Source organism: Xanthomonas sp. NCPPB 2864 (assembly GCF_056675615.1).
This window is the reverse complement of sequence record NZ_JBWWVS010000004.1, coordinates 242,262-265,320: the sequence shown is the minus strand read 5'-3', so window position 1 is coordinate 265,320 and position 23,059 is coordinate 242,262. Positions and strand designations below refer to the sequence as shown.

Genomic DNA, 23,059 nt, shown 5'->3' with positions numbered 1-23,059 from the left:
ATGCGCAATCGATTAACAAAAATTACAGATCTGCATAGAGATATGACGCGCGGTGACACATGTCGCTGGCCGGACGCAGTAAGACGCGCGTCGGACTTTGTGTGGGCGAACGGGTGCGGCGCTCCGGCGCAACGCGACCACCCCGTGTTGCGGGTGCCACGCGAGGGCGCAGAGACGCTGTGTCGCCGCGATCGGGTCAGCCCGGCAGGCACCGGCGCACTTACAATGGCGCGCATGGATATCTTCAAAGTCTTTACGCTCGAAGCCGCGCACCGGCTTCCCAATGTGCCCCCCGGCCACAAGTGCGCCCGCCTGCACGGGCATTCGTTCCGGGTCGAGCTGCATGTCAGCGGCGAACCCGGTGCCGAGACCGGCTGGATCATGGATTTCGGCGACATCAAGGCCGCCTTCCAGCCGATCTACGACCGCCTGGACCACCACTACCTCAACGACATCCAGGGGCTGGAAAACCCGACCAGCGAGCGGCTGGCGATCTGGATCTGGGACCAGCTCAAGCCGGCGCTGCCGCAGCTGAGCGAGATCGTGGTGCATGAAACGTGCACCTCCGGCTGCCGCTATCGCGGCTGATCGCGCAGCGCAGTCGTGTGACGCAAGGCCGCCTCCAGGGCGGCCTTGCCGTTTCTACGGGGCGAGTAATGAATTGATTTCAAAAGGCTTTTGAGACGGTTTCGGAAATTTTCAGCAAACGTGTTGCATCGCAGCAATATCTGCGTATGCTGCAACGCAACAACGGTCACAGCCTTCCCCAAGGGGTTCGCAATGTCGGCGCAGTTCGAAAACGGCTTCAACAGCTTTGCCTCTGCAGCGGCACGCGCCAACCAGTTGGCGATGGAACACGCGGAAAACGCGTTTGGCCTGCAGCTGAAGACGCTCGAACGCAACGTCAGTGCGACCACCAGCTTCTTCGGTGAGTTTGCCCAGGCCCGCGACCTTGGCGCCTACCAGACGCTCTGGCCGAAGGGGCTGCAACTGGCCCGCGACAACCTGGAACGGCTGGCTTCGGTGAATCAGGAAGTGGTTGGACTGGGATTGAAGGCATCCGATGCGCTCGGCCAATTGGCCAAGCAGCAGTTCGAGGCCAACAGCGAGCAGGCCGCCAAAGGCAAGACCCGGCGCACGTAAGCGCCGACAAAAAATTCAGCGTCTTTGCATGGGTCCCTCCCCCCATGCAATCCGGCCCGACAGATCCCTCCCTCTGTCGGGCTTTTTTATTGTCTGCGCATTGCGCGTGCTGCCGATCCGACCAAGCGGTATCGCGGCACGGCGCAGGGTGCACTGGAAACGCCGGGACGCAGGGCGAGTCCCCGGCGGCGCGCAAGGCTGGGACGGCATCTGGCGATCCGCGTCGCAGTGACGCGGTCGCCAGATAGCCAACGTCACTCAGGCCGGCACGTGCAGCCCCAGCGACTGCGCCGCGGCATCGGCGCCCGGCCGCCAGCCGATCCGGCCCCAGCACGGCATCGCCAGACGCTGGCGCAGCATGCCGATGTTCTCCTCGATGCGCTCCATCTGCGGGTCGACCTCGTTGGCGATCCAGCCGATGCAGTCCAGCCCGTCGGCAGCGATCGCCGCAGCGCTCAGGCGCGCGTGATTGATGCAGCCCAGCCGGATGCCGACCACCAGCACCACGGGCAGCTTGAGCGCACGCACCAGATCGGCCTGGTCCAGATCGGCGCTCAAGGGCGCAGCCCAGCCGCCGACACCCTCCACGACCACCACCTCGGCCTGCGCGCGCAATTGCGCGAAGGCCTGGGCGATCGGCTCCAGCGACAGGGTCACGCCGACATCGGCGGCGGCCAGTTCCGGCGCCAGCGGTGCCGGCAAGGCATAGGGATTGAGGGTGGCGTAATCGGGTTGCGGGGCGCTGGCGGCCTGCAGCGCCAGCGCGTCCTCGTTGCGCCAGCCCTGCGGCGTGTGCTCGCAACCGCTGGCCACCGGCTTCATGCCGACCGCCGTGTGGCCCTGCCTGCGCAGTGCGTGCAGCAGCGCGGTGCTGGCCATGGTCTTGCCGATGCCGGTGTCGGTGCCGGTGACATACAACGCCGGAAGCTGCATGCGTGTGCTCCTGCGGCCGCGCCGCGGTTGCCGTGGGGCGCGCAGCATAGCGTGCGGATCCGAACGCGCGGCTGAGTCGCAATGTCGCTGCGGATGGCCGCTGCTAAACTTCGGCCATGTTCGCAACCTCTTCGCTGACCGGCAGCAAGCCGGAACAATACGCCCAGCTCACCGCCCAGGCCCAGGCCCTGGTGCATGGCGAGCCGGACCGGATCGCCAATGCCGCCAACCTGGCCGCGCTGATCTTCAATGCGTTGCCGTCGCTCAACTGGGCCGGCTTCTATTTCTACGACGGCCGCGAGCTGGTGGTGGGGCCGTTCCAGGGCTTGCCGGCCTGCGTGCGCATTCCGCTGGACAAGGGCGTGTGCGGCGCGGCTGCCAGCACCCGGCAGAGTCAGCGCATTGCCGACGTGGATGCCTTCCCCGGGCACATCGCCTGCGATTCGGCCTCGCGCTCGGAGCTGGTGATTCCGCTGGTCAGGGGCGATGCGCTGATCGGCGTGCTGGATCTGGACAGCCCGGAGCTGGATCGCTTCGACGCCGACGATCAGCGCGGCCTGGAAGCCATTGCCCAGATCTTTGTCGGCGCGCTGACGTGACCACCGAACGGCTGCGCAACATCGGCCCGAAAAGTGCGGCGTGGCTGCGCCAGGTCGGCCTGCGCACGCAGCAGGATCTGCAGGCGGTGGGCGCGGTGGGCGCATTCGTCAAAGTGCGCCGCGCCGGCTTCAAGCCCAGCCTCAACCTGCTGTATTCGCTGGAAGGCGCGTTGACCGACTGCCATTGGCAGGACGTGCCGGAAGCGCGCCGGCACGCCTTGCTGGCCGAATACGAGGCAGCCAGTGCGCTGTTGCCGGTGCGCGGCCGCGCGGTCGGTGGGCCGGTGGAAACCGTGCACTACGCACGCGCCGACAACGACGATACGCACGGCGAGATGGGCCAAGCGGACGACGACACTGCGGACCTGAGCGAAACGCGCGACGATTGAGTGCCTGCGCCGAGGTGTCACCGCTGCATGCGTGCGGCATCAACACTGCGATCCGCAGCAGCGTGCTTGTCGAGCGGGTTCTCCTCGAGCGCCTGCTTGATGGGACGTCATCGACGCGTCGCTGCATCCCGCAACGTTGGCGCAAGCGATGCGCCCAACGTCTGGCCATGGCTGAGGCCTGGCAGCGGTTGATAGTCGGCGGTGAGGCCGGGTAACAACGACAGCAGCACGACGAGGCGTCGGGCGGCCTGTGGATCCGCGCGCGGCCGCCCCGGGCGATCCGGTTTTGCCTTGTTCGCTGGTGGTGCGCCCTCGCCTGCCATCAGCGTCAGCCGACGCCTGGATGGCTGCGTGCCCGCCGAACCCTCCCGTGCATGGTCGACCACACGCTGCGCCTGCTGGACAATAAATCCATCGCCCCACCACAGCGACGGGTCGACCGCGACGTAGTGCTGGAACAGCTGCGGCTGCGTCAGCAACACCTGCAGCACGAACAATCCGCCATACGAATGGCCCCACAGCGTCTGCCGCTGACGGTCCACCGCCACGCGCGCTTCCACCTGCGGGCGGATGGCTGTTGCGATCAGCTGCGCGAACGCCGCCGCACCGCCGGTTCTGCGCTGCGGATCGAGTGGATCGGTTTCCACCCGCCCGTCGCTATAGCGCGCAGGCGTGTAGTCCAGGCTGCGCCCCACCGCATCGATGCGCAATGCGCTGTCGTCGGCGATGAACACCAGCACCGGCGCATCGCCTCGGATAGACAGGCTGTCGAGCAGGCGCTCATCCAGCTCCATCAGCGCGGCATTGCCATCCAGCAGATACACCACCGGATACCCCGCAGCCGGTGGCGCAGCTTTGGGGGTGGCGATGCGCACGCGGTAATGGCGCTGGCCATCGGCCGAATCCAGGCGCAACGCGCTGAACACATACGAGGCACTGGGACGATCGGCGACGGTGCTGCCGATCGTGCGGCTCAGGTCCGGCTGTGCGAACGCCGGCACAGCGCCGGCGATCCACATCAGCGCAGCGGCACACGCAAGCCGCCAACAATGCTGTCGGGTCATTGCACTCCCCTCTTGCGGCGCGCACGTTCGCTCGCGGCGCCGCATCGCTGTCAGAAACCGAAACTCAGGCTCGCCCAAAACGCGCGACCGGGTTCGTTGTAGGTGGCTGCACCCGCCGCGCCGCCGGTATTGTTGGTGCCTTCGCGGAACAGACGGGTGTCGAACAGATTGTCCACACCGACGCCCACGCTGACCTTGCGGGTGATCCGGTAACGCGCACTGACGCCCCACAAGTCATAGGGGTCGCGCGAGTCGGGGGCGATGGCGCCGCCGCTGGTGCTCGATTGCGTGGCCGACTCCTGCTTGCCGTAGAAGGTCCCGGTGAGCAGCAGCGACAAGGCCTGGGTCGGCTGCCAATCCAGCGTGGTGTTGACGGTGTATTCGGGGATCACCGACAGCGGTTGATCGGTCGCGGTGTTCTTGTTCTCGATCATGTAGGTGACATTGGTGTTCCACTTCAGCTCGCGGCCCTGCTCGCCCAGCAGCGGCAACGTGAGATTGCCTTCCACACCCTGCACGATCGCTTCCGATGCATTGGTCCACTGGAATACCTGCCCGCGCCGGTCGACGGTGATACCGACCGGCGTCATGCCGGCGACGATCTTGTTGTCGTAGGCGTTATGGAAGTACGTCAGCGAGGCGTGGTGACCGGTTTGCGGTGCCCACTCGATGCCGATCTCCTCGTTGATGCTGGTCTCCGGATCGAGGTTGTCGTTGCCCTGGATATAGCAGCCCGAACCAAGATTGGGGAACAGCACCGGGCAGCCATTGCCGCGTGTGTAATACAGATAATTGGCGTTGGACTGGTACAGGTTGGGCGCCTTGAAGGCGCGCGCGATGCCGCCCTTGAGCAACCAGTCGTCGCTGAGTTTGTACTGCACGTTGAGGCTGGGGCTGAGGTTGTTGCCAAACTGGCTGTGGTGATCCAGCCGCAGACCGGGCGTCAGCGTCAGCCGCTCGCTGGCGTAGATGTTGTCTTCCAGATACACCGCGCTGAGCGTGGCCTCGCTGCGTGGGCTGCGCGTGCCATTGGCAAGACCGGGAAAGCCGCCGCCGGCGCTCACCGTCTGCGACATCGAATACGCATCGCTGAGGCGGCTCTGCCGGCGCTCGAAGCCCAGCGTCAGTACCTGCTCGGCCCAGGCCTGCAACGGCATGTTGAACTCGCCGTCGATGTTGAGATTGTCGAGCGTGGCGGTGGAATTGAGCAGGCTGGCGGCAATGGAGCCTTCGGGGCCGCCGGCCAAGCCTTCGTTGAGGCGGGTATTGTCGGTGCCTTCATAGGCGGCGGTGAGGCGCGAGGTACCGAGCGCCCAGGTGCCGCGATGGGTCAGCGAGGCGGTGCGGCGGATCATGGTGTTGGTTTCGCTGCCGAACAGTGCGCCCAGATCGGCACCGGCCAGGCCATCGGCGCTGACCGCACGATCACCGGCGTACAGATTGCCCTGGCGGCTGAAGCCGGCATCGAGTTCGATCACCTGGCCTTCCATCGGATCCCAGCGCAGCAGGCCGTTGATGTCCTTGTTGCGCACGCCCTCGCGCCCGGCCGGCGGCACCGCGGCGGCACTGCTGGCAAAGCGGCGATTGAGCTCCAGCGAATCCGGATCGGTCTTGTTGAGGTTTCCATACAGGCGGAACGAGAACGTGTCGCTCAGCGGCCCGCTGAGCTGGAAGCCGGCACGCTGGCCACCGCCTTCGGCACTGTGCTGTGGCACCAGGCCGAACACCGTCATCGAACCGGTCAGGTCGCCGGTCGGCTTCTTGGTGATGATGTTGACCACACCGCCGGAGGCACCGGATCCGTAACGTGCCGCGGCCGGGCCGCGCAGCACTTCGATACGCTCCACCGCTTCGGCCGGTACCCAGTTGGTGTCGCCGCGCGTATTGCGCTCGCCGCTGCGGCCCATGCGCACCGCATCGCGCGATCCCACCGGCTTGCCGTCGACCAGGATCAGCGTGTTTTCCGGGCCCATGCCGCGCAGATCGATCTGGCGGTTGTTGCCGTACTGGCCGGAGGCGCTGTTGCCGGTGAGGTTGACGCCCGGCATGGTGCGCAGCAATTGCGACAGATCGTTGACCGGTGGGCGCCGTTCGATATCTTCGGCGGTGATCACCGATGACCCCAAGGCCTGGCGTGCGATCTGCGCGGCGGTGACGTGCACGGTGTCCAGCGACTGCGGCTCGGCCGCGTCTTCGGCCGACGCGCTGCAGATGCAGCTGCCGCAACCGAGAGCAATGGCCAGCACCAGCTGACGGTGGGACAACACGGGACGACGTGCAGGCGCAGACATCCATGACCGGCGTGATGCGGACATTCTCAAACCTCTCGACAGGAGATGGACCTCTGGCGACGGCTTGAGGTGACACGATGGGGGTGATGCATGCAGCGCCGCGCACGACGTGCATGCGCGGCGCTGACGCAGTCAAACTTGTCCGCGCATTCTACACAGATGCGATTCATTCTCAAATCGAAACGCTGCGCTTTCATGGCCACACGCGGGCATTGCCGCTTCCGGCAGCGCAGACGTCACCAATGACGCACACCGGTGGGGAACTGTACGCGTTAGCTGGCCGACGATGCGGCCAGCGTGCGAAAGGCCTTCATTCAAGGCGACAAATGCCGCCAGCCGATGGTGGTATTGGTTGCTTCACCGCCGTGCGGACGATGCCTGCACCCGCGCTGGCAACACTGCGCGTCTTACTTCAGCGCCAGCAATTGCCGCATGTCATCGATGATGGCCACGGCACCGGCGCTCTGCACATCGAAGCCGCGCAGATAGCCGTAACGCACCATCGCCAGCGGCATTGCCGCGGCGTTTGCAGCCGCCGCGTCGGTGGCCGAATCGCCGACCATCAGGCATTGCTGCGGTGTGCGCCCGAACTGTTTGGCCAGGTGCAGCAGCGGCGCTGCATCGGGTTTGCGCTGCGGCAGCGAATCGCCACCGAGCACACTGCTGAAATGCGCGGCGATGCCCAGGTGCTCCAGCAGCGGCGCGATGAAGCGCGCGGGCTTGTTGGTGCACAGCGCCAGCGTGGCGCCGGCCTCGCGCAGGCCGGCCAATGCCTCGGCAACACCGGGATACAGCTGCGGGTTGTGCAGCAGGCTGGCCTGGTAGTGGCGCATCATCAGCGGCATCTCAGTATCGGCATCGTGGGTGCCGCCGGCTTCGCGCAAGGCGGTGGCGAGCAGCACCTGCACGCCTTCGCCGATCCAGCTGCGGATCGTCGCCTCGCTGAACTGCTGCAGCCCGAGTTCCTGCAAGGTGGCATTGAGCGCTTCGGCGATATTGGGTGCACTGTCCACCAGCGTGCCATCCAGGTCGAAGATCACCAGCGGATACGGAAACATGCGCACAGTCTCGTTGGGGGAGCGGCCTGCAGTGTACGAGCTGCGGGATTCAGGGCGCGTCACCGTGGCGCGATGCGAACGGCCGATGCCAGCATCGATGCCTGCGTGGCTGCAGTCATCGCTGCATGCACCACACGCCGCGGCCGCGGTGCAGCAGCCATGCCGCCACGCACTCACTGCGCCGGCGGCATGTCGCCGAACAACTCGCCCTGCACCGCGCCCTCTTCCGCGTCGCTGAAACCGCTCAATCCCACCCCGACCAGGCGATAGCGCGTGTCGTCGGGCAACTCCACGCGCCGGGTCAGCGCCAGCGCGATCTCCGCCAATGCCTCCAGCGAAGTCGGTGGCTGATCTGGCGTGTACGAGCGGGTCAGGATGCGGAAGTTGGAGGTCTTCAACTTGAGGACCACGGTGCGCCCGATGCGCTCGGTGCGGCGCGTGGCCAGCCAGGTCTTTTCAGCCAGGCGCAGGATGTGCGGATCCAGTGCCTCCAGCGCGATGTCCTCGCTGAAGGTATCTTCCGAGGACACCGATTGCACCTCCTGATCCGGCTCGACCGGGCGCTCGTCGATGCCGCGTGCGCGGCGGTACAGGCTCTGCCCGAAGCTGCCGAAATGCGCTTGCAGCTCTTCCAGGGGACGCAGCCGCAGATCGCTGACGGTGACGATCCCCAACGCGGCCAACTTGCCATCCATCACCTTGCCCACGCCGGGAATGCGGTTGACCGGCAGCGGCAGCAGGAACGCATCGACACGACTGGGCGCGATGACGAACTGCCCGTCGGGCTTGCGCCAATCCGAGGCGATCTTGGCCAGGAACTTGTTCGGTGCGATGCCGGCCGATGCGGTGAGCTGGGTTTCCTCGCGGATCTGGCTGCGGATCAGTTGCGCGATTTCGGTGGCCAGCTGCATGCCGGTCTTGGCTTGCGTGACATCCAGATAGGCCTCGTCCAGGGACAGCGGCTCGACCAGATCGGTGTGGCGATGGAAGATCTCGCGCACCTGCCGCGACACCGCCTTGTAGCGCGCAAAATCCGGCGGCACGAATACCGCATCCGGACACAGGCGCTCGGCACGCAGCGCCGGCATGGCCGAACGGATGCCATAGGTGCGCGCTTCGTACGAGGCCGCGCACACCACCGAGCGCGCACCGCGCCAGGCCACCACCACCGGCTTGCCGCGCAGCGATGGATCGTCACGTTGCTCCACGGACGCGTAGAACGCATCCATGTCCACGTGCACGATCTTGCGCATCAAGCTGGCATCTCTCCGAAAACGTCGGGCCATGATAAATCAGCCGCGTCCCACGTCTTGCGCCGCGCCATCGCGCAAGCCCGGGCGCGAACGGACGCGAGCGCTGGCGGGACGCTCTACTGCGTCTGCCCGGGCGCCGATCCACGCCGAGCAGGCATGCCTGACCGCGTTCCGCTGAATGCCGTGATCCGCGTTGGACCCTGTCTGCCACACATGCTTGCCGCACTGCGCAACCGGCTGAAAACAGCACGCATGCGTACGGATAAAACGTTTGATTGAACCGCGCGCCCTCATGCACCCTTGCCGGCCTCGCCTTTCGCTTCTTGCAGGAAACGTTCGTCATGACTCGTCAAAGTGCGTACTCGCGCGACCAATTGCTGGCCAGCGCGCGCGGGGAATTGTTCGGACCCGACAGTGCCCGCCTGCCCAACGACCCGATGCTGATGTTCGACCGCATCACCGAGATCAACGACAGCGGCGGCGCGCATGGCAAGGGCCTGATCCGCGCAGAACTCGACGTGCGCCCGGACCTGTGGTTCTTCGGCTGCCACTTCATCGACGACCCGGTGATGCCCGGCTGCCTGGGCCTGGACGCGATGTGGCAGCTGACCGGCTTCTTCCTCACCTGGATCGGCGCAACGGGCCGCGGCCGCGCACTGGGCTGCGGCGAGGTCAAGTTCACCGGCCAGGTGTTGCCGAGCGCGAAATTGGTCAGTTACGAAATCGATATCAGCCGCGTGATCAACCGCAAGCTGGTGATGGCCCAGTCCGATGCACGCATGCTGGTGGACGGGCGCGAAATCTACACGGCCAACGATCTGCGCGTGGGCATGTTCACTTCAACGGAGAATTTCTGATGCGTCGCGTCGTCGTCACCGGAATGGGCATCACTTCCTGCCTGGGCAATGATCTGGACACCGTCTCCAGCGCCTTGCGCGAGAGCCGCTCGGGCATCACCGCATTGCCCGATCATGCCGACGCCGGCCTGCGCAGCCAGGTCGGCGGTGCGGTGGCGCTGGATCTGGACAGCCTGATCGACCGCAAGCTCAAACGCTTCATGGGCGATGCCTCGGCCTACGCCTACCTGGCGATGCGCGATGCGATCGCCGATGCCGGACTGGATGCCGAGCAGGTCAGCGACCTGCGCACCGGCCTGATTGCCGGCTCCGGTGGCGGGTCCAGCCAGTGGCAGGTGGAAACCGCCGATCTGCTGCGCAACCGTGGCGTGCGCAAGGTCGGCCCGTACATGGTGCCGCGCACGATGTGTTCGTCGGTCTCCGCTTCGTTGGCGACCGCGTTCAAGATCCGTGGCCTGAGCTATTCGCTGTCGGCCGCGTGTGCGACCTCGGCGCATTGCATCGGCGCGGCCGCGGACCTGATCCGGCACGGCGCGCAGGATGTGATGTTCGCCGGCGGCGGCGAAGAACTGCACTGGACCATGAGCGTGATGTTCGATGCGATGGGCGCGCTGTCCACCGGCTTCAACGATCGCCCCGCCGTGGCCTCGCGGCCCTACGATGCGCAGCGCGACGGCTTTGTCATCGGCAGCGGCGGCGGCATGCTGGTGCTGGAAGACTATGATCACGCCATCGCGCGTGGCGCACGCATCCATGCCGAACTGCTCGGCTATGGCGTGACCTCCGATGGCGCCGACATGGTGGCGCCCAGCGGCGAAGGTGCGGTGCGCTGCATGCACATGGCCATGCAGGGCCTGACGCAGCCGATCGACTACCTCAACACGCACGGCACCTCCACGCCGCTGGGCGATGTGACCGAGTTGGGCGCGGTGCGCGAGGTGTTCGGCGACAACGTCCCGCCGCTGTCCTCGACCAAGGCGTTGTCCGGCCATTCCTTGGGCGCGGCCAGCGTGCACGAGGCGATCTACAGCCTGCTGATGCTGCGCGACGGCTTCATGGCCGGCTCGGCGCATATCGACGAACTCGACCCGCGCGCCGAAGGCTTCCCGATCCTGCGACAGACCCAGGACGCCACGTTGAACACGGTGATGTCCAACAGCTTCGGCTTCGGCGGCACCAACGCAGCGCTGGTGTTCGGCCGGGTGTGAGGGCGCGGCGCCGGGCGCCGCGCGGAATTGGGAATTGGGGATTTGTGCCGAGAGATCGCTCTCGCCACTCCCCAATCCCGATTCCCCACTCCCGGTTCAGCCCGCCATGCCGTTGTGCCGCAGCAATGCGTCGATGCTCGGCGCGCGCCCCCGGAAGGCGCGGAAGTTGTCGGCCGCGCTGCGGCTGCCACCACGCGACAGCACTTCATGGCGGAAGCGCGCGCCGGTATCGGCCACCTGCTCGGGCGCTTCTTCGAAGGCAGCGTAGGCATCGGCGCTGAGCACTTCGGCCCACTTGTAGCTGTAGTAACCGGCTGCATAACCGCCGGCGAAGATATGGCTGAACTGGTGCGGGAAGCGATTCCATGTCGGCGGGCGGTTGACCGCCACCTCGTCGCGCACGCGCTCGATCAGCTGCAGCACGTTGTCCTGGGTCGGGTCGAAGCTGCTGTGCAGCTGCATGTCGAACAACGCAAATTCCAGCTGGCGCACGGTGAACATGCCGCTCTGGAAATTGCGTGCGGCCAGCAGCCGGTCGAACAGGTTGCGCGGCAGCGGCTCGCCGGTCTGCACGTGCGCGGTCATCGCCTGCACGCGCTCCCATTCCCAGCAGAAGTTCTCCATGAACTGGCTCGGCAGTTCCACCGCGTCCCATTCCACGCCGTTGATACCGGCCACGCCCAACTCGCCGATGCGCGTCAGCAACTGATGCAGGCCGTGGCCCATTTCATGGAACAGCGTGGTGACCTCGCCATGCCGGAACGTGGCCGGCGTATCGCCACTGCCACGGCCGAAGTTGCACACCAGATACACCAGCGGCGTCTGCACGCCGTTGACGGTGTCGCGGCGGTTGCGGCAATCGTCCATCCACGCACCGCCGCGCTTGCCTTCGCGCGCGTACAGGTCCAGATAGAACTGGCCGACCAGCTCGCCCTGCGCATCTTCCAGACGATAGAAGCGCACATCCGCATGCCAGACCGGCGCGCGATCGGGCTTGACGATCAGGCCGTACAGGCTGTGGATCACATCGAACAGACCGGCCAGCACCTTGGGCTCGGTGAAGTACTGCTTTACCTCCTGCTCGGAGAAGCTATAGCGCGCCTGCTTGAGTTTCTCTGAGGCATAGGCCAGATCCCAGGCCTGCAGTTCGTCCAGGCCAAGTTCGTCGCGGGCGAAGGCTTCGAGCTCGGCACGGTCGCGTTGCGCATACGGCCTGGCGCGCACTGCCAGATCGCGCAGGAAGCCCATCACTTCATCCGGGCTTTGCGCCATCTTGGTGGCGACCGAATACTCCGCGTAACTGGCAAAGCCGAGCAGCTGCGCCAGTTCGGCGCGCAGGGCCAGGATACGATCGATATTGGCGCTGTTGTCCAGCGCGGCATCGCCGAACTCGGAGGCGCGCTCGGCGTTGGCGCGATACAGCCGCGCGCGCAACTCGCGATTGTCCGCATCGGTCTGCACCGGCAGATAGCACGGCATCTGCAAGGTCAGCTTCCAGCCCGGCACGCCGTCCTTTTCCGCGGCCGCGCGTGCAGCAGCGACCACCTCGGCCGGCAAACCAGACAGCTCGGTTGCGTCCTCGCTCACGTACGACCATGCATCGGTGGCATCGAGCACGTTCTGCGAAAACTTGGCGGCCAGTGCGGACAGTTCTTCCTGGACCTGCGCAAACCGCGCCTTGGACGCATCATCCAGCTCGGCACCGCCGAGGCGGAAATCGCGCAGCGCGTTCTCCAGCACCTTGCGCCGCGCGGCGTCGTAGTGCGCCGCTTCCGGCGCTTCGGCCAGCGCCTTGTACTGCGCATACAGCGCCAGGTTCTGCGCCAGCGCACTGCCGAAGCGGCTGAGCTTGGGCAGATTGCTGTTGTAGGCCTCGCGCAGTTCCGGCGTATTGACCACCGCCTGCAGATGGCCGACCTGGCCCCAGGCACGCCACAGCCGCTCGGTAGCATCGTCCAGCGGCACCACGAAGCTGTCCCAGCTGACCGGGCTGACCTGCTCGGCCGCTTTCACCGCGGCCTCGGCCTCGGCCAGCAGTTGATCAATTGCCGGGCCCACGTGTTCGGGGCGGATCGCATCGAAGGACGGCAGTCCGGACAGGTCGAGCAGCGGGTTGGTCATGAGGCGCTCCGGCGATGGACTGGATCAGGAATCAGGGCGAGGGGTGGCAGACGCTGCCAGAGGCAGCGGTTTTGCCAGCAGCTGATCGGATATGGCGGTCATTCCAGCGCCGCACAAGGCAGCGCAGGCAAGTCGCCGCCGTTGACGGCGATGGCAATGGCCGCATCGCTGTCGGTGACGTCGATGTCGCGCGCCACGTACCAGGCCGGGTCGTAATAGCTGTGCGCATAGCGCTCGCCGGCATCGCACAGGATGGTGACGATGGAGCCGCTGCGGCCGGCCTGGCGCATGCGCTGGGCAGCCTGCAGCACGCCGACGAAGTTGGTGCCGGTGGAGCCACCGACGCGGCGGCCGAGCGTGGCGCTGACATGGCGCATGGCGGCCAGGCTCAGGGCGTCGGGCACCTTGATCATCACGTCCACGCAGCTGGCGATGAAGCTGGACTCCACCCGCGGGCGGCCGATGCCTTCGATGCGCGAGCCGCCGGTGATGGCCAACTCCTTGGGGCACTGCCCGTCCACCGCGCGGCAATAGCCGTCGAAGAACACCGACACTTCCGGGTCGGCGCAGAGGATGCGGGTGGCGTGGCGCCGGTAACGCACATAGCGGCCGAGCGTGGCGCTGGTGCCGCCGGTGCCGGGGCTGCAGACGATCCAGTCGGGAATCGGATGCGGCTCCTCGGCCAACTGCTTGAAGATCGATTCGGCGATGTTGTTGTTGGCGCGCCAGTCGGTGGCGCGCTCGGCGTAGGTGAACTGGTCCATGAAGTGGCCGCCGGTCTCGCGCGCGAGCTGGTGCGAGGCGCTGTCCAGATCGCAGGCACGCTCGACCAGATGGCAGCGGCCGCCCTGGAATTGAATCGCGGCGATCTTTTCCGGCGAGGTCGAGGCCGGCATCACCGCGATGAAGGGGACTCCCAGCAGCCGCGCGAAATAGGCCTCGGAAATGGCGGTCGAGCCACTGGAGGCCTCGATCACCGGCCGCCCGGCACGCAGCCAGCCGTTGGTCAGCGCGTACAGGAACAGCGAGCGCGCCAGCCGGTGCTTGAGGCTGCCGGTCGGGTGGCTGGACTCGTCCTTGAAATACAGGTCGATGCCCGGAAAACCCGGCAGGTCCATCGGAATCAGATGGGTGTCGGCCGAACGGTTGAAATCGGCCTCGATCTTCTGGATGGCGGCGGCCACCCACTGGCGCTGCGACATGGCAGGACTGTGCGGCGAAGGAAGCGTCAATTCTACCGCTGCCGGGCGCGCGGCCACGGCCGGCGGGTCATCGGGCGGACAGCTGGGAGCCGGTGCTATGCTCGTGGCACCCGACTGCCCGCCCTGACTGCCCGTGCTGCGTTGCCTGCTCCGCCTGCTGCTGTGCCTGTGCCTGGTTGCCAATACGGCCACCGGCGCGTGGGCGTCGGTGGGCATGGCGCTGCCGGAGATGGCGTCGGCCGGGACGGTTGCGACCGCGTCGATGGCGCACGCGCCCATGTCGGCCGCGATGCCGTGCCATGCCGACATGCCGCCGCCCGCTGCGGCGCATCCCCCCGATAAAACCCGGCACGCGCACGCGGCCGACTGCTGCAAGCTGGGCAGCTGCGACTGCCTGCAGCACTGCAGCCTCGCCTTGCTGACCCTGCCTGCGGTACCCGCCGGCCTGCCTGGCCGCGCCACCCTGCCTGCCACCCTGGCCGAAGGGCGCGGCAGTCCAGTGCCCGAGCAACCGGTTCGACCTCCCATCGCCTGAGCGCTGACGGCCTTGGCCGTCATCGGGCCCGCGCGCTTGCTGCGCGGGGTTTCTAAGCGATGCGATGCGTCCGCCTTCATCGGTGGGCCGCAGCGGAGATGTCATGTCTTTCGATCCCAATTGTTTCGATCCACCCTCCAACGGCGGCCTGAGCCGGCGCCGCTTCGTTCAGGGCATGGCCCTGGGCGGTGTTGCCGCCACCACCGGCCTGTGGCGCAGCGATGCGCGTGCGTCCAACCCGGTGAGCACGCCGGTCCTGCGCGGCAGCAGCCAGACGCTGCAGATCGGCCGCATGCCGGTCAACCTCACCGGGCGCCGCCGCCCCGCCATCACCGTCAACCAGAGCCTGCCGGCCCCCACGCTGCGCTGGCGCGAAGGCGACACGGTCAGCGTGCGCGTGCGCAACGCGCTGGCCGACCAACCCACCTCGGTGCACTGGCACGGCCTGTTGCTGCCGGCCAACATGGACGGCGTGCCGGGGATGAGTTTCGACGGCATCGCGCCGGGCCAGGAGTACCACTACCGCTTCATGCTGCGCCAGTCCGGCACCTACTGGTATCACAGCCATTCGATGTTTCAGGAACAGGCCGGCCTGTACGGCGCGATCGTCATCGACCCGCTGACACCGCCGCCGTATCGGCACGATCGCGAGCATGTGGTGCTGCTCTCGGACTGGACCGACCTGGACCCGGCCGCGCTGTTCCGGCGGCTCAAGCAGATGCCCAGCCACGACAATTACGCGCAGCGCACGGTGGGCGATTTCCTGCGCGATGCGCGCGACGACGGCCTGCGCGCAACGCTGGCCGACCGCGGCATGTGGGGGCGCATGCGCATGACCCCGACCGACCTGTCCGACGTCAACGCCAACACCTACACCTACCTGCTCAACGGCGTCGCCCCGGCCGGCAACTGGACCGGCCTGTTCAGGCCAGGCGAAAAGGTACTGCTGCGTTTCATCAACGGCTCGTCGATGACCTACTTCGACATCCGTATCCCCGGCCTGCGCATGACCGTGGTGGCCGCCGACGGCCAGTACGTGCATCCGGTCAGCGTGGACGAGCTGCGCATTGCGGCAGCCGAGACCTTCGACGTGCTGGTCGAGCCCATCGGCCAGGACGCGTTTACCTTGTTCGCGCAGGACATGGGCCGCACCGGATTCGCCTGCGGCACGCTGGCGGTGCGGCATGGGCTGCAGGCACCGATTCCCGCGCTGGATCCACGCGCGATCCTCACCATGCAGGACATGGGGCACGGCGATGGCATGGCGCATGCAGGTCACGCCATGCAGGGCGCCGACACGCCGCACAGCGACCCGCATGCGGCACACGCGATGGCAATGCCGATGCCAGCCGCACAGATGCACGGGCATGCAAGCGGCGATGCGCAGCGCAAGACACCGCACCACCCTGCCAGCGAAGACGGCAACCCGCTGATCGACATGCGCAGCAATGCCACTTCACCGCGCCTGGACGATCCCGGGGTTGGCCTGCGCGACAACGGCCGCCGGGTGCTGCGCTACGCCGACCTGCACAGCCTGTTCGAGGATCCGGATGGGCGCGAACCCGGGCGCGAGATCGAACTGCATCTGACCGGGCATATGGAAAAATTCGCCTGGTCGTTCGACGGCATCGCCTTCGCCTCGGCAGAGCCCTTGCGGCTGCAGTACGGCGAGCGGCTGCGCATCGTGCTGGTCAACGACACCATGATGCAGCACCCCATCCATCTGCACGGCATGTGGAGCGACCTGGAAGACGCCGATGGCAATTTCCAGGTGCGCAAGCACACCATCGACATGCCGCCCGGCACACGCCGCAGCTATCGCGTCCGCGCCGATGCGCTGGGCCGCTGGGCCTACCACTGCCATCTGCTGTACCACATGGAAGCGGGCATGATGCGCGAAGTGCGGGTGGAGGCATGAGTACGCTACGGATGCAATACATGGCGCTGCTCGCGCTGTTGTTGAGCGCATCGGCCACTGCACAGGAGCATCAGCATGCGGCGATGGAGTCATCCGCGCATGCCGACGGCGCACATGCAATGCAGATAGCCGACCAGGCAACGGCGGCCCAGCCGCAGACATCCATCGCAACGGAGGCATCGCCGCCATCCGCGCAGCAGAGCGCAGAGGCGATGCAGATGGAGCATGCGCAGATGCAGCACGCGCAGCACTCCAGCACTGCATCGGCAAACGCTGCTGACAGCACGCCTGCGCAACGCCCGGTACAGGCCGACGTTTCGGCAGCGCCGACATCGATGCACCACGCAGGCATGCAGCACGCCGATGTCCAGCACGCCGCACACCAGACCTCTGCAAATCCACAACTGGACCACACCCGGCAATCACAGGCAGACAGCGACCACGATGCAATGGATCATGCATCGATGGATCATGCGTCGATGCAGCACGGGCAACAGCACGGGGCGATGGATCACTCCGACATGGAGCACGCGCCGCATGCCGAAGCGGTGACGCAAACGCCGGCATCGCCCGGCACCGGCGCACTGCCACGTACGCCGATCCCCGAGCCCACTGCCGAGGAGATCGCGGCGGCATTGGCCCCCTTGCAGCACCATGCGATGCACGCGCCAGGCATCAATCACTACGTGTTGCTGGATCGACTGGAAGCCTTCGACACCACGCGCGGCAGTGGCCAGGACTGGGAAGCGCGCGCCTGGATCGGCGGCGATATCGACCGGCTCTGGTTGCGCAGCGAAGGCGAGCGGCAGGACGGGCGCACGCAGGCCGCATCGGTGGAGGCGTTCTATGGCCACGCCATCTCGCCGTGGTGGGACCTGCTGGTCGGCGCACGTCAGGACATCGGAGCGGGTGAGCATCGCCGTTGGGCCGCCTTCGGCGTGCAGGGCCTGGCGCCCTACAAGTTCGAGACTGAAGCCACGCTCTATGTCGGCAGCGGCAGCCGCGCGGCATTACGCCTGGAAGGCGAATACGAGGTGCTGCTCACCAACCGGCTGATCCTGCAACCACGCGTGGAAGCCGATATCGCCCTCACCGACGATGACCGGCGCGGCGTCGGCAGCGGGCTGGAGCAGGTCGAGGTGGGCCTGCGGCTACGCTACGAAATCACCCGCCGCTTCGCGCCCTACATCGGCTGGGTGCACAGCCGCAGTTTCGGCGACACCGCCCGCCGCGCCGCGATCGACGATGAGCCTGCACGCGACAGCCGGTTTGTTGCCGGCCTGCGCATCTGGTTCTGAGGACAACCGCTGTGCGCATGGGCCTGACCGTTCGTATTCGGATGCAGGCCCATGCCACGGCCTTGAACAGCACAGTTCGTGCCGCCGCGCGCGATCAATCAGATAGCGGCGCGGCCAGACCGCCGACGCGCACGGTGCAGACATGCCGACAACCATTGCCCCGCTAACATCCACCTCCAGTGCAGCCTGACTTGCCCCCGCATTCCATTGAGGAGACCGCAATGCCTTTGACCGACCTGCAACACGTCCCCGGCGCCAGCGCCGCACCTGCCGACACCGCCGGTTTCGTGTTCAACCACACCATGCTGCGCGTCAAGGATGCGCAGCGGTCGCTGGATTTCTACACGCGCGTGCTGGGCTTCCGCCTGCTGGACGCACGTGATTTTCCGGATGCGCAGTTCAGCCTGTACTTCCTGGCCCTGCTGCCCGACGGCACCGCGATCCCCGACGACGATGCCGCGCGTCGGCTGTGGATGGCCGGCATCCCCGGCGTGCTCGAACTCACCCACAACCACGGCACCGAAACCCAGGACGGCCCGGTCTACCACGACGGCAACAGCGAGCCGCGCGGCTTCGGCCACATCTGCATCTCGGTGCCCGACATCCACGCCGCCTGCGCACGTTTCGACAGCCTCAACGTGCCGTACCAGAAACGCCTGGAAGACGGCCGCATGAAGCACCTGGCCTTCATCAAGGACCCGGACGGCTACTGGGTGGAGATCATTTCCAATACGCCGCTGGCGTAACCCATAACAAAATGCCCGGGGTTCCCGGGCATTCTTGTTTCAGGCACATGCACTGTCGGTATTTCGCTTTCGAGCGGGGTATATCGGCAGAGAACGCCCACCCGGTTGGATGCGCGCAGCGCACTTCCAGCGGCTAACGCAACCTAGCGCGCGGTCATCAGGTGGGCGCGGACGGCGCGCTCAGACCCGGAATGATACGAGTGGCACATGCCGACTCCGAGCACCGGCCGCGCCCGCCTGACAGCGGCGCAGTAGTTTTGGTAGATCTTCCCAGATGCAGGCGCCATCCTGCGGCATGACGCGTTGCCTCAATTGGAGGTGGCAACTGCCTCTCTATCCGGGAACCACTGCGGTAACTGCTCGGCAAATTTTGCGGCGCATTCCTCGCTGTAGGCCTGCGCGGCCTGCTTGACCAGCGCGTAGTCGTTTGCCTCCCACTCCTCGAGCGATGCGGTGCGCGGTGTGGGCGCGCACTCCAGATTGACCGGACTCGCCTTGCGCTTCAACAGTCCCGAGCGTTCACCGCCGATCGTCACCGCGTAACGCAGCTCGTAGGGCGACTTGGTATCGGCCACGCTCTGGTAGACGAGCAGCCAGTCGGACATCAGGACCTGCAGCGGGAACGGTTCCGCCGGCAGTGCTGCCGGATGCCCGGTGAAGTAGCTCTTCAGGCGCGCATTGACCGCATCGCGCTGCAGTTGATAGCCGGGATTGCCCACGCCCTCCATCTTTTCGCCTTTCAGCTGCCCCTTGCCGAAGGCCGACACTGCGACGCCGCGTGTGAGCAGGCTGGTGGCGATCTGCAGGCCCACCACTGCCCCGGTGTGCCCGCGCCGCACCACGCGCAACATTTCGTCGCCGTTGGGCAGGCCGTTGGACCCCACGCGCATGCTGGCATGCAACGGCAGCTGCAACGCCCAATCCGCCGATGGTGTAATGGCTGCGTCGGTATCGCCCTGCGTCTGTGCGGAGGGCTGTTGCTGTGTCTCGGCGACCGACAGCGTGCCGGCAACTGCAGCCGCGGCATAGGTCGTTGCCGTCGAAAAATCGCCGTTGGCAAATGCGGGCACCACTGCCACCGCCTCGGCACCACGGGTGGCGGTACAGAACGCGCTGGAGGCACGCATCTGCACTTCATGAAATGCGATGCCGTTGACTTGATGCACGGCCGCATCCTGGCCGTACTGCGCAACCAGCCTGGCAACGATGGCGTCCTGCTCGACAGGCTGCTGGCCGCAGACCTTGGCCGCAGCGATGCGCGACCAGGCGAACTGCAGCGCCGGATCCCACCCCATCGCGTCTTCGCCAACGAAGCCGTGGTCGTAGTGATAGGCATAGATGGCCGGGTCGATGTCCTGCAAGGTCATGCCGCCCACGCCCGCATAACCGGGCGGAACATCGCTGGCCATTGCGGCGCCGCTCAGCACCGAGATCGCCACTGCAATTAATGCTTTCATGGATTCCTTCCCCTGGAGAGCGTCGCATTGCGTGTCCCCCACGCAATGCGACATGACACTGTCAGATCGCGCGGACAGCGATCAACGACACAGTGCTTTGGTCCATCAGACAACGGTCCGCAGTCGGCTAGAACGCTCAGTTGCGAACTTAGTGTGAGCGCATCATGCGCAATTGGCAGTCGGGGCGGTCCCCACAGCTGTAGGGACCGCCCCGGAAGTGACGCTTATCTAGGCATGCAGCAGCCCGCCGTGACTGCGCTGCCACTCGCGCGGCGGGCGCAGCGCCGCAAGCGTGCGGACCAACTCGCGATAGGTGGCGGCCAACTGCGCGAACAGACCCGCATCGCTGTAACGCGTGTCGGCTACTTCGAAATACGCGCCGCGGCCCAACGCGATGAAGTAATCGACGCTGAGCCGCCGGCGCTGCGCAATCCCGGGAAACAGGCCTGCAATCAGCAGGCATTGATCTCCGATGTCGCGCAATGCATCGGCCCGCAGACTGCCGATCTGGTCGTGCGCGTGCAACCAGGCCAGGGCCTGCGTGCGCGAAAACAGCTGCGCATCGCGCTGCAGGCGCAGCAACACGAAAACCAGATAATGCTCGCGCGATTCGTCCAGCGGCTGTGCAATCCGCTGCCCCGCCTCACGTACCAACGCCTGCCACAATTCCGCCGGCGCGCCCTGTTTGAAAGACTCGTGCATACGTCCTCCTGCGTGATGGGACCCTCGCAGGAAGCGTATGCATAACCTGGGCCATCGCGTTGGCAGCCGGAGCAGCAGTCTGCCAAGCTTGGGTTGCTGCGGCACCGGCAGCGACCCGGGCACGTTGCGAAACACGCCTCCACGCGGACACTGGGCGATACCGACGCGGGGCCCCAGCAACGCCACCGATGTCCGCAGGCTGCAGGCAATCGCGACAAAGAAACAGGGCGGGCAGTCGTTGGGCATGCGCACCGAGCCACAGCGCATGCAGGGAGATGCCGCACCCGGCGGCCGCGACGCTGATCGCGGCGAGCGCAGCCCCCTCGATCGGCCGCGCTACTCCACCGTCACCGATTTGGCCAGGTTACGCGGCTTGTCCACGTCCGTGCCGCGCGCCAGTGCGGTGTGGTAGGCCAGCAACTGCACCGGGATGGTGTGGATCACCGGCGACAGCACGCCGGCGTGGCGCGGGGTGCGGATCACGTGCACGCCTTCGGACTCGCTGAAGTGGCTGTCCTGATCGGCGAACACGAACAGCTCGCCGCCACGGGCGCGCACTTCCTGCATGTTGGATTTGACCTTTTCCAGTAGGCGATCGTTCGGCGCGATCACCACCACCGGCATCGCCGCGTCCACCAGGGCCAGCGGGCCGTGCTTCAACTCGCCGGCCGGATACGCCTCGGCGTGGATATAGGAGATTTCCTTGAGCTTGAGCGCGCCTTCCAGCGCGATCGGGTAATGCAGGCCGCGGCCGAGAAACAATGCGTTTTCCTTGGCCGAAAAACGCTCGGCCCAGGCCATGATCTGCGGCTCCAGATTCAGCGCGTGCTGCACGCTGCCCGGCAGGAAGCGCAGCTGCTCCAGATACTCCGCTTCCTCGGCCTCGCTGATGCGCCCCTGCAACTTGCCCAGCACCATGGTGAGCTGGAACAACACCGCCAGCTGGGTGGTGAACGCCTTGGTCGAGGCCACGCCGATCTCGGCGCCGGCACGTGTGTAGCAGACCAGTTCGCTGGCGCGCGGAATCGCGCTTTCGGGCACGTTGCAGATCGACAAGGTGTGCAGGTGCCCCAGCGATTTGGCGTATTTCAACGCCTCCATCGTGTCCAGCGTTTCGCCGGACTGGGAGATGGTGACGATCAGGTGCCTGGGATTGGCGTACGCCGCGCGGTAGCGGTATTCGCTGGCGATCTCCACGCTGCACGGCAGCCCGGCGATGGCTTCGATCCAGTAGCGCGCAGTCATGCCGGCATAGTAGCTGGTGCCGCAGGCCAGGATCTGCACGCCGTCGATGTCGCGCAACACTGCTTCGGCATTGGCGCCGAACAATGACGCAGGGAAGCCCTTGGCGTCGATCGCCGCCTCGATGGTATCGGCCAGCGCACGCGGCTGCTCGTGGATCTCCTTCTGCATGAAGTGGCGGAACGGGCCCAGTTCCAACGATGCCAGCGACACGTCCGACAGATGCAACGGGCGTTCGACCGGGGCATCGTTGCCATCGAAGATGCGCACGCCATCGCGGCGCAGGTCGGCGGTATCGCCCTCTTCCAGGAAGATCACCTGGCGGGTGGCCTGCACGATGGCCGAGACATCGGAGGCGACGAAGTTCTCGCCCTCGCCCACGCCGATCAGCAGCGGGCAGCCCATGCGCGCGCAGACGAAGCGCTCCGGTTCGGCCTGGCTCATCACCGCCAGCGCGTAGGCACCGGTGAGCTCCTTGACGGTGCGCTGCAGCGCGGTCAACAGGTCGCCCGCGCTGCCCAGATGGTGATGGATCAGGTGCGCGATCACTTCGGTATCGGTCTGCGACTCGAAGGTGTAGCCCAGCGCGCGCAGCTTCTCGCGTTGCTGTTCGTGGTTCTCGATGATGCCGTTGTGCACCAGTGCCACGCCGTCACTGATGTGCGGGTGCGCATTGGCCTCGGTGACGCCGCCATGGGTGGCCCAGCGGGTGTGGCCGATGCCCAGCGTCGCGCCGAACTGCTCGGCCTGCGCGGCCTGCGCCATCTCCGCCACGCGCCCGGTGCGGCGCACGCGGCGTACCTGCGCGCCATCGAGCACGGCGATGCCGGAGGAATCGTAGCCGCGGTACTCAAGGCGCTTGAGTCCTTCGATCAGGACCGGGACCACATCGCGCCCGGCGATCGCTCCGACAATGCCGCACATAGGACAACCCTTGAGGACGAAGCCGGGCATTTTAGCGTGTCCGCTCTTGTCCGCTGCATGACCATGCCCGGACAGCGTGTCCGCACCAGTGTCCGCGGACACTGCGGACACTGGCCGCA

General features: G+C 66.3%; 20 protein-coding genes and 1 other RNA gene. 10 read left to right on the top strand and 11 right to left on the bottom strand.

Going from position 1 to position 23,059, the window contains the following annotated elements:
• Positions 1-234: 234 nt before the first annotated feature.
• A complete protein-coding gene (gene queD / locus AC1KVE_RS11790; protein ID WP_054592396.1) occupies positions 235-588 on the top strand; it encodes a 6-carboxytetrahydropterin synthase QueD in 354 nt (117 codons plus the stop codon).
• A gap of 192 nt (positions 589-780) precedes the next feature.
• Entirely contained in the window at positions 781-1,143 is a 363-nt protein-coding gene (locus AC1KVE_RS11785; protein ID WP_039518815.1) for a phasin family protein, read from the top strand.
• Between the two features lie 258 nt (positions 1,144-1,401).
• Here AC1KVE_RS11785 and bioD read toward each other — a convergent pair whose 3' ends face one another.
• The gene (bioD, locus tag AC1KVE_RS11780) at positions 1,402-2,076 is read right to left on the bottom strand and encodes a dethiobiotin synthase (RefSeq protein ID WP_481092118.1); all 675 of its coding nucleotides are present in this window, start codon (positions 2,074-2,076) and stop codon (positions 1,402-1,404) included.
• Positions 2,077-2,192: 116 nt separating this feature from the next.
• Between bioD and AC1KVE_RS11775 the strand changes: the two genes are divergently transcribed.
• Both AC1KVE_RS11775 and AC1KVE_RS11770 read left to right on the top strand, forming a co-directional pair.
• Positions 2,193-2,675, top strand: a complete 483-nt coding sequence (locus tag AC1KVE_RS11775) for a GAF domain-containing protein (protein WP_104593589.1) — start codon at positions 2,193-2,195, stop codon at positions 2,673-2,675.
• A complete protein-coding gene (locus AC1KVE_RS11770; protein ID WP_102580578.1) occupies positions 2,672-3,064 on the top strand; it encodes a TfoX/Sxy family protein in 393 nt (130 codons plus the stop codon). Before AC1KVE_RS11775 ends, AC1KVE_RS11770 begins: the two co-directional genes overlap by 4 nt.
• A 107-nt stretch (positions 3,065-3,171) precedes the next feature.
• Here AC1KVE_RS11770 and AC1KVE_RS11765 read toward each other — a convergent pair whose 3' ends face one another.
• The 4 genes from AC1KVE_RS11765 to dinB form a co-directional block, all read right to left on the bottom strand.
• Positions 3,172-4,083: an alpha/beta hydrolase gene (locus AC1KVE_RS11765; protein ID WP_481092143.1), complete on the bottom strand. Its 912-nt coding sequence runs from the start codon at positions 4,081-4,083 to the stop codon at positions 3,172-3,174.
• A 95-nt stretch (positions 4,084-4,178) separates the two neighbouring features.
• Positions 4,179-6,392, bottom strand: a complete 2,214-nt coding sequence (locus tag AC1KVE_RS11760; protein WP_481092142.1) for a TonB-dependent siderophore receptor — start codon at positions 6,390-6,392, stop codon at positions 4,179-4,181.
• A gap of 434 nt (positions 6,393-6,826) precedes the next feature.
• Positions 6,827-7,477: a phosphoglycolate phosphatase gene (locus AC1KVE_RS11755; protein ID WP_054592397.1), complete on the bottom strand. Its 651-nt coding sequence runs from the start codon at positions 7,475-7,477 to the stop codon at positions 6,827-6,829.
• Between the two features lie 173 nt (positions 7,478-7,650).
• Positions 7,651-8,730, bottom strand: coding sequence for a DNA polymerase IV (gene dinB / locus AC1KVE_RS11750; protein ID WP_481092117.1), 1,080 nt, complete (start codon positions 8,728-8,730; stop codon positions 7,651-7,653).
• A 341-nt stretch (positions 8,731-9,071) separates the two neighbouring features.
• On the opposite strand from dinB, the gene fabA reads away from it, so the two are divergent.
• Complete coding sequence (gene fabA / locus AC1KVE_RS11745) at positions 9,072-9,587, top strand: 3-hydroxyacyl-[acyl-carrier-protein] dehydratase FabA (RefSeq protein WP_046344438.1); 516 nt, start codon at positions 9,072-9,074, stop codon at positions 9,585-9,587.
• Complete coding sequence (fabB, locus tag AC1KVE_RS11740) at positions 9,587-10,795, top strand: beta-ketoacyl-ACP synthase I (protein WP_024938384.1); 1,209 nt, start codon at positions 9,587-9,589, stop codon at positions 10,793-10,795. The genes fabA and fabB overlap by 1 nt, the downstream gene beginning before the upstream one ends.
• 96 nt (positions 10,796-10,891) lie before the next feature.
• On the opposite strand, the gene AC1KVE_RS11735 is transcribed toward fabB, so the two are convergent.
• Entirely contained in the window at positions 10,892-12,916 is a 2,025-nt protein-coding gene (locus AC1KVE_RS11735) for a M3 family metallopeptidase (RefSeq protein ID WP_481092116.1), read from the bottom strand.
• A gap of 98 nt (positions 12,917-13,014) precedes the next feature.
• Positions 13,015-14,118 (bottom strand): PLP-dependent cysteine synthase family protein, encoded by a 1,104-nt coding sequence (locus AC1KVE_RS11730; RefSeq protein ID WP_024938387.1) that lies wholly within the window; start codon positions 14,116-14,118, stop codon positions 13,015-13,017.
• A gap of 133 nt (positions 14,119-14,251) precedes the next feature.
• Here AC1KVE_RS11730 and AC1KVE_RS11725 point away from each other — a divergent pair, with 133 nt between their 5' ends.
• The 4 genes from AC1KVE_RS11725 (at position 14,252) to gloA (ending at position 18,615) form a co-directional block, all read left to right on the top strand.
• Positions 14,252-14,653, top strand: coding sequence for a CopL family metal-binding regulatory protein (locus tag AC1KVE_RS11725; protein WP_065032889.1), 402 nt, complete (start codon positions 14,252-14,254; stop codon positions 14,651-14,653).
• Between the two features lie 82 nt (positions 14,654-14,735).
• Entirely contained in the window at positions 14,736-16,571 is a 1,836-nt protein-coding gene (locus AC1KVE_RS11720) for a copper resistance system multicopper oxidase (protein ID WP_481092141.1), read from the top strand.
• Between the two features lie 233 nt (positions 16,572-16,804).
• Positions 16,805-17,869: a copper resistance protein B gene (locus AC1KVE_RS11715; protein WP_481092140.1), complete on the top strand. Its 1,065-nt coding sequence runs from the start codon at positions 16,805-16,807 to the stop codon at positions 17,867-17,869.
• 221 nt (positions 17,870-18,090) lie between these two features.
• Entirely contained in the window at positions 18,091-18,615 is a 525-nt protein-coding gene (gene gloA, locus AC1KVE_RS11710) for a lactoylglutathione lyase (RefSeq protein ID WP_026064020.1), read from the top strand.
• 131 nt (positions 18,616-18,746) lie between these two features.
• On the opposite strand, the gene AC1KVE_RS11705 is transcribed toward gloA, so the two are convergent.
• The 4 genes from AC1KVE_RS11705 to glmS form a co-directional block, all read right to left on the bottom strand.
• A non-coding RNA gene (locus tag AC1KVE_RS11705) (sX9 sRNA) lies at positions 18,747-18,824 on the bottom strand.
• Between the two features lie 99 nt (positions 18,825-18,923).
• Entirely contained in the window at positions 18,924-20,072 is a 1,149-nt protein-coding gene (locus AC1KVE_RS11700; protein WP_481092115.1) for a hypothetical protein, read from the bottom strand.
• Between the two features lie 228 nt (positions 20,073-20,300).
• On the bottom strand, positions 20,301-20,774 hold the full coding sequence (locus AC1KVE_RS11695; protein ID WP_024938393.1) for a hypothetical protein: 474 nt from the start codon (positions 20,772-20,774) through the stop codon (positions 20,301-20,303).
• A gap of 336 nt (positions 20,775-21,110) precedes the next feature.
• The gene (gene glmS, locus AC1KVE_RS11690; RefSeq protein WP_102580587.1) at positions 21,111-22,940 is read right to left on the bottom strand and encodes a glutamine--fructose-6-phosphate transaminase (isomerizing); all 1,830 of its coding nucleotides are present in this window, start codon (positions 22,938-22,940) and stop codon (positions 21,111-21,113) included.
• Positions 22,941-23,059 lie beyond the last annotated feature (119 nt).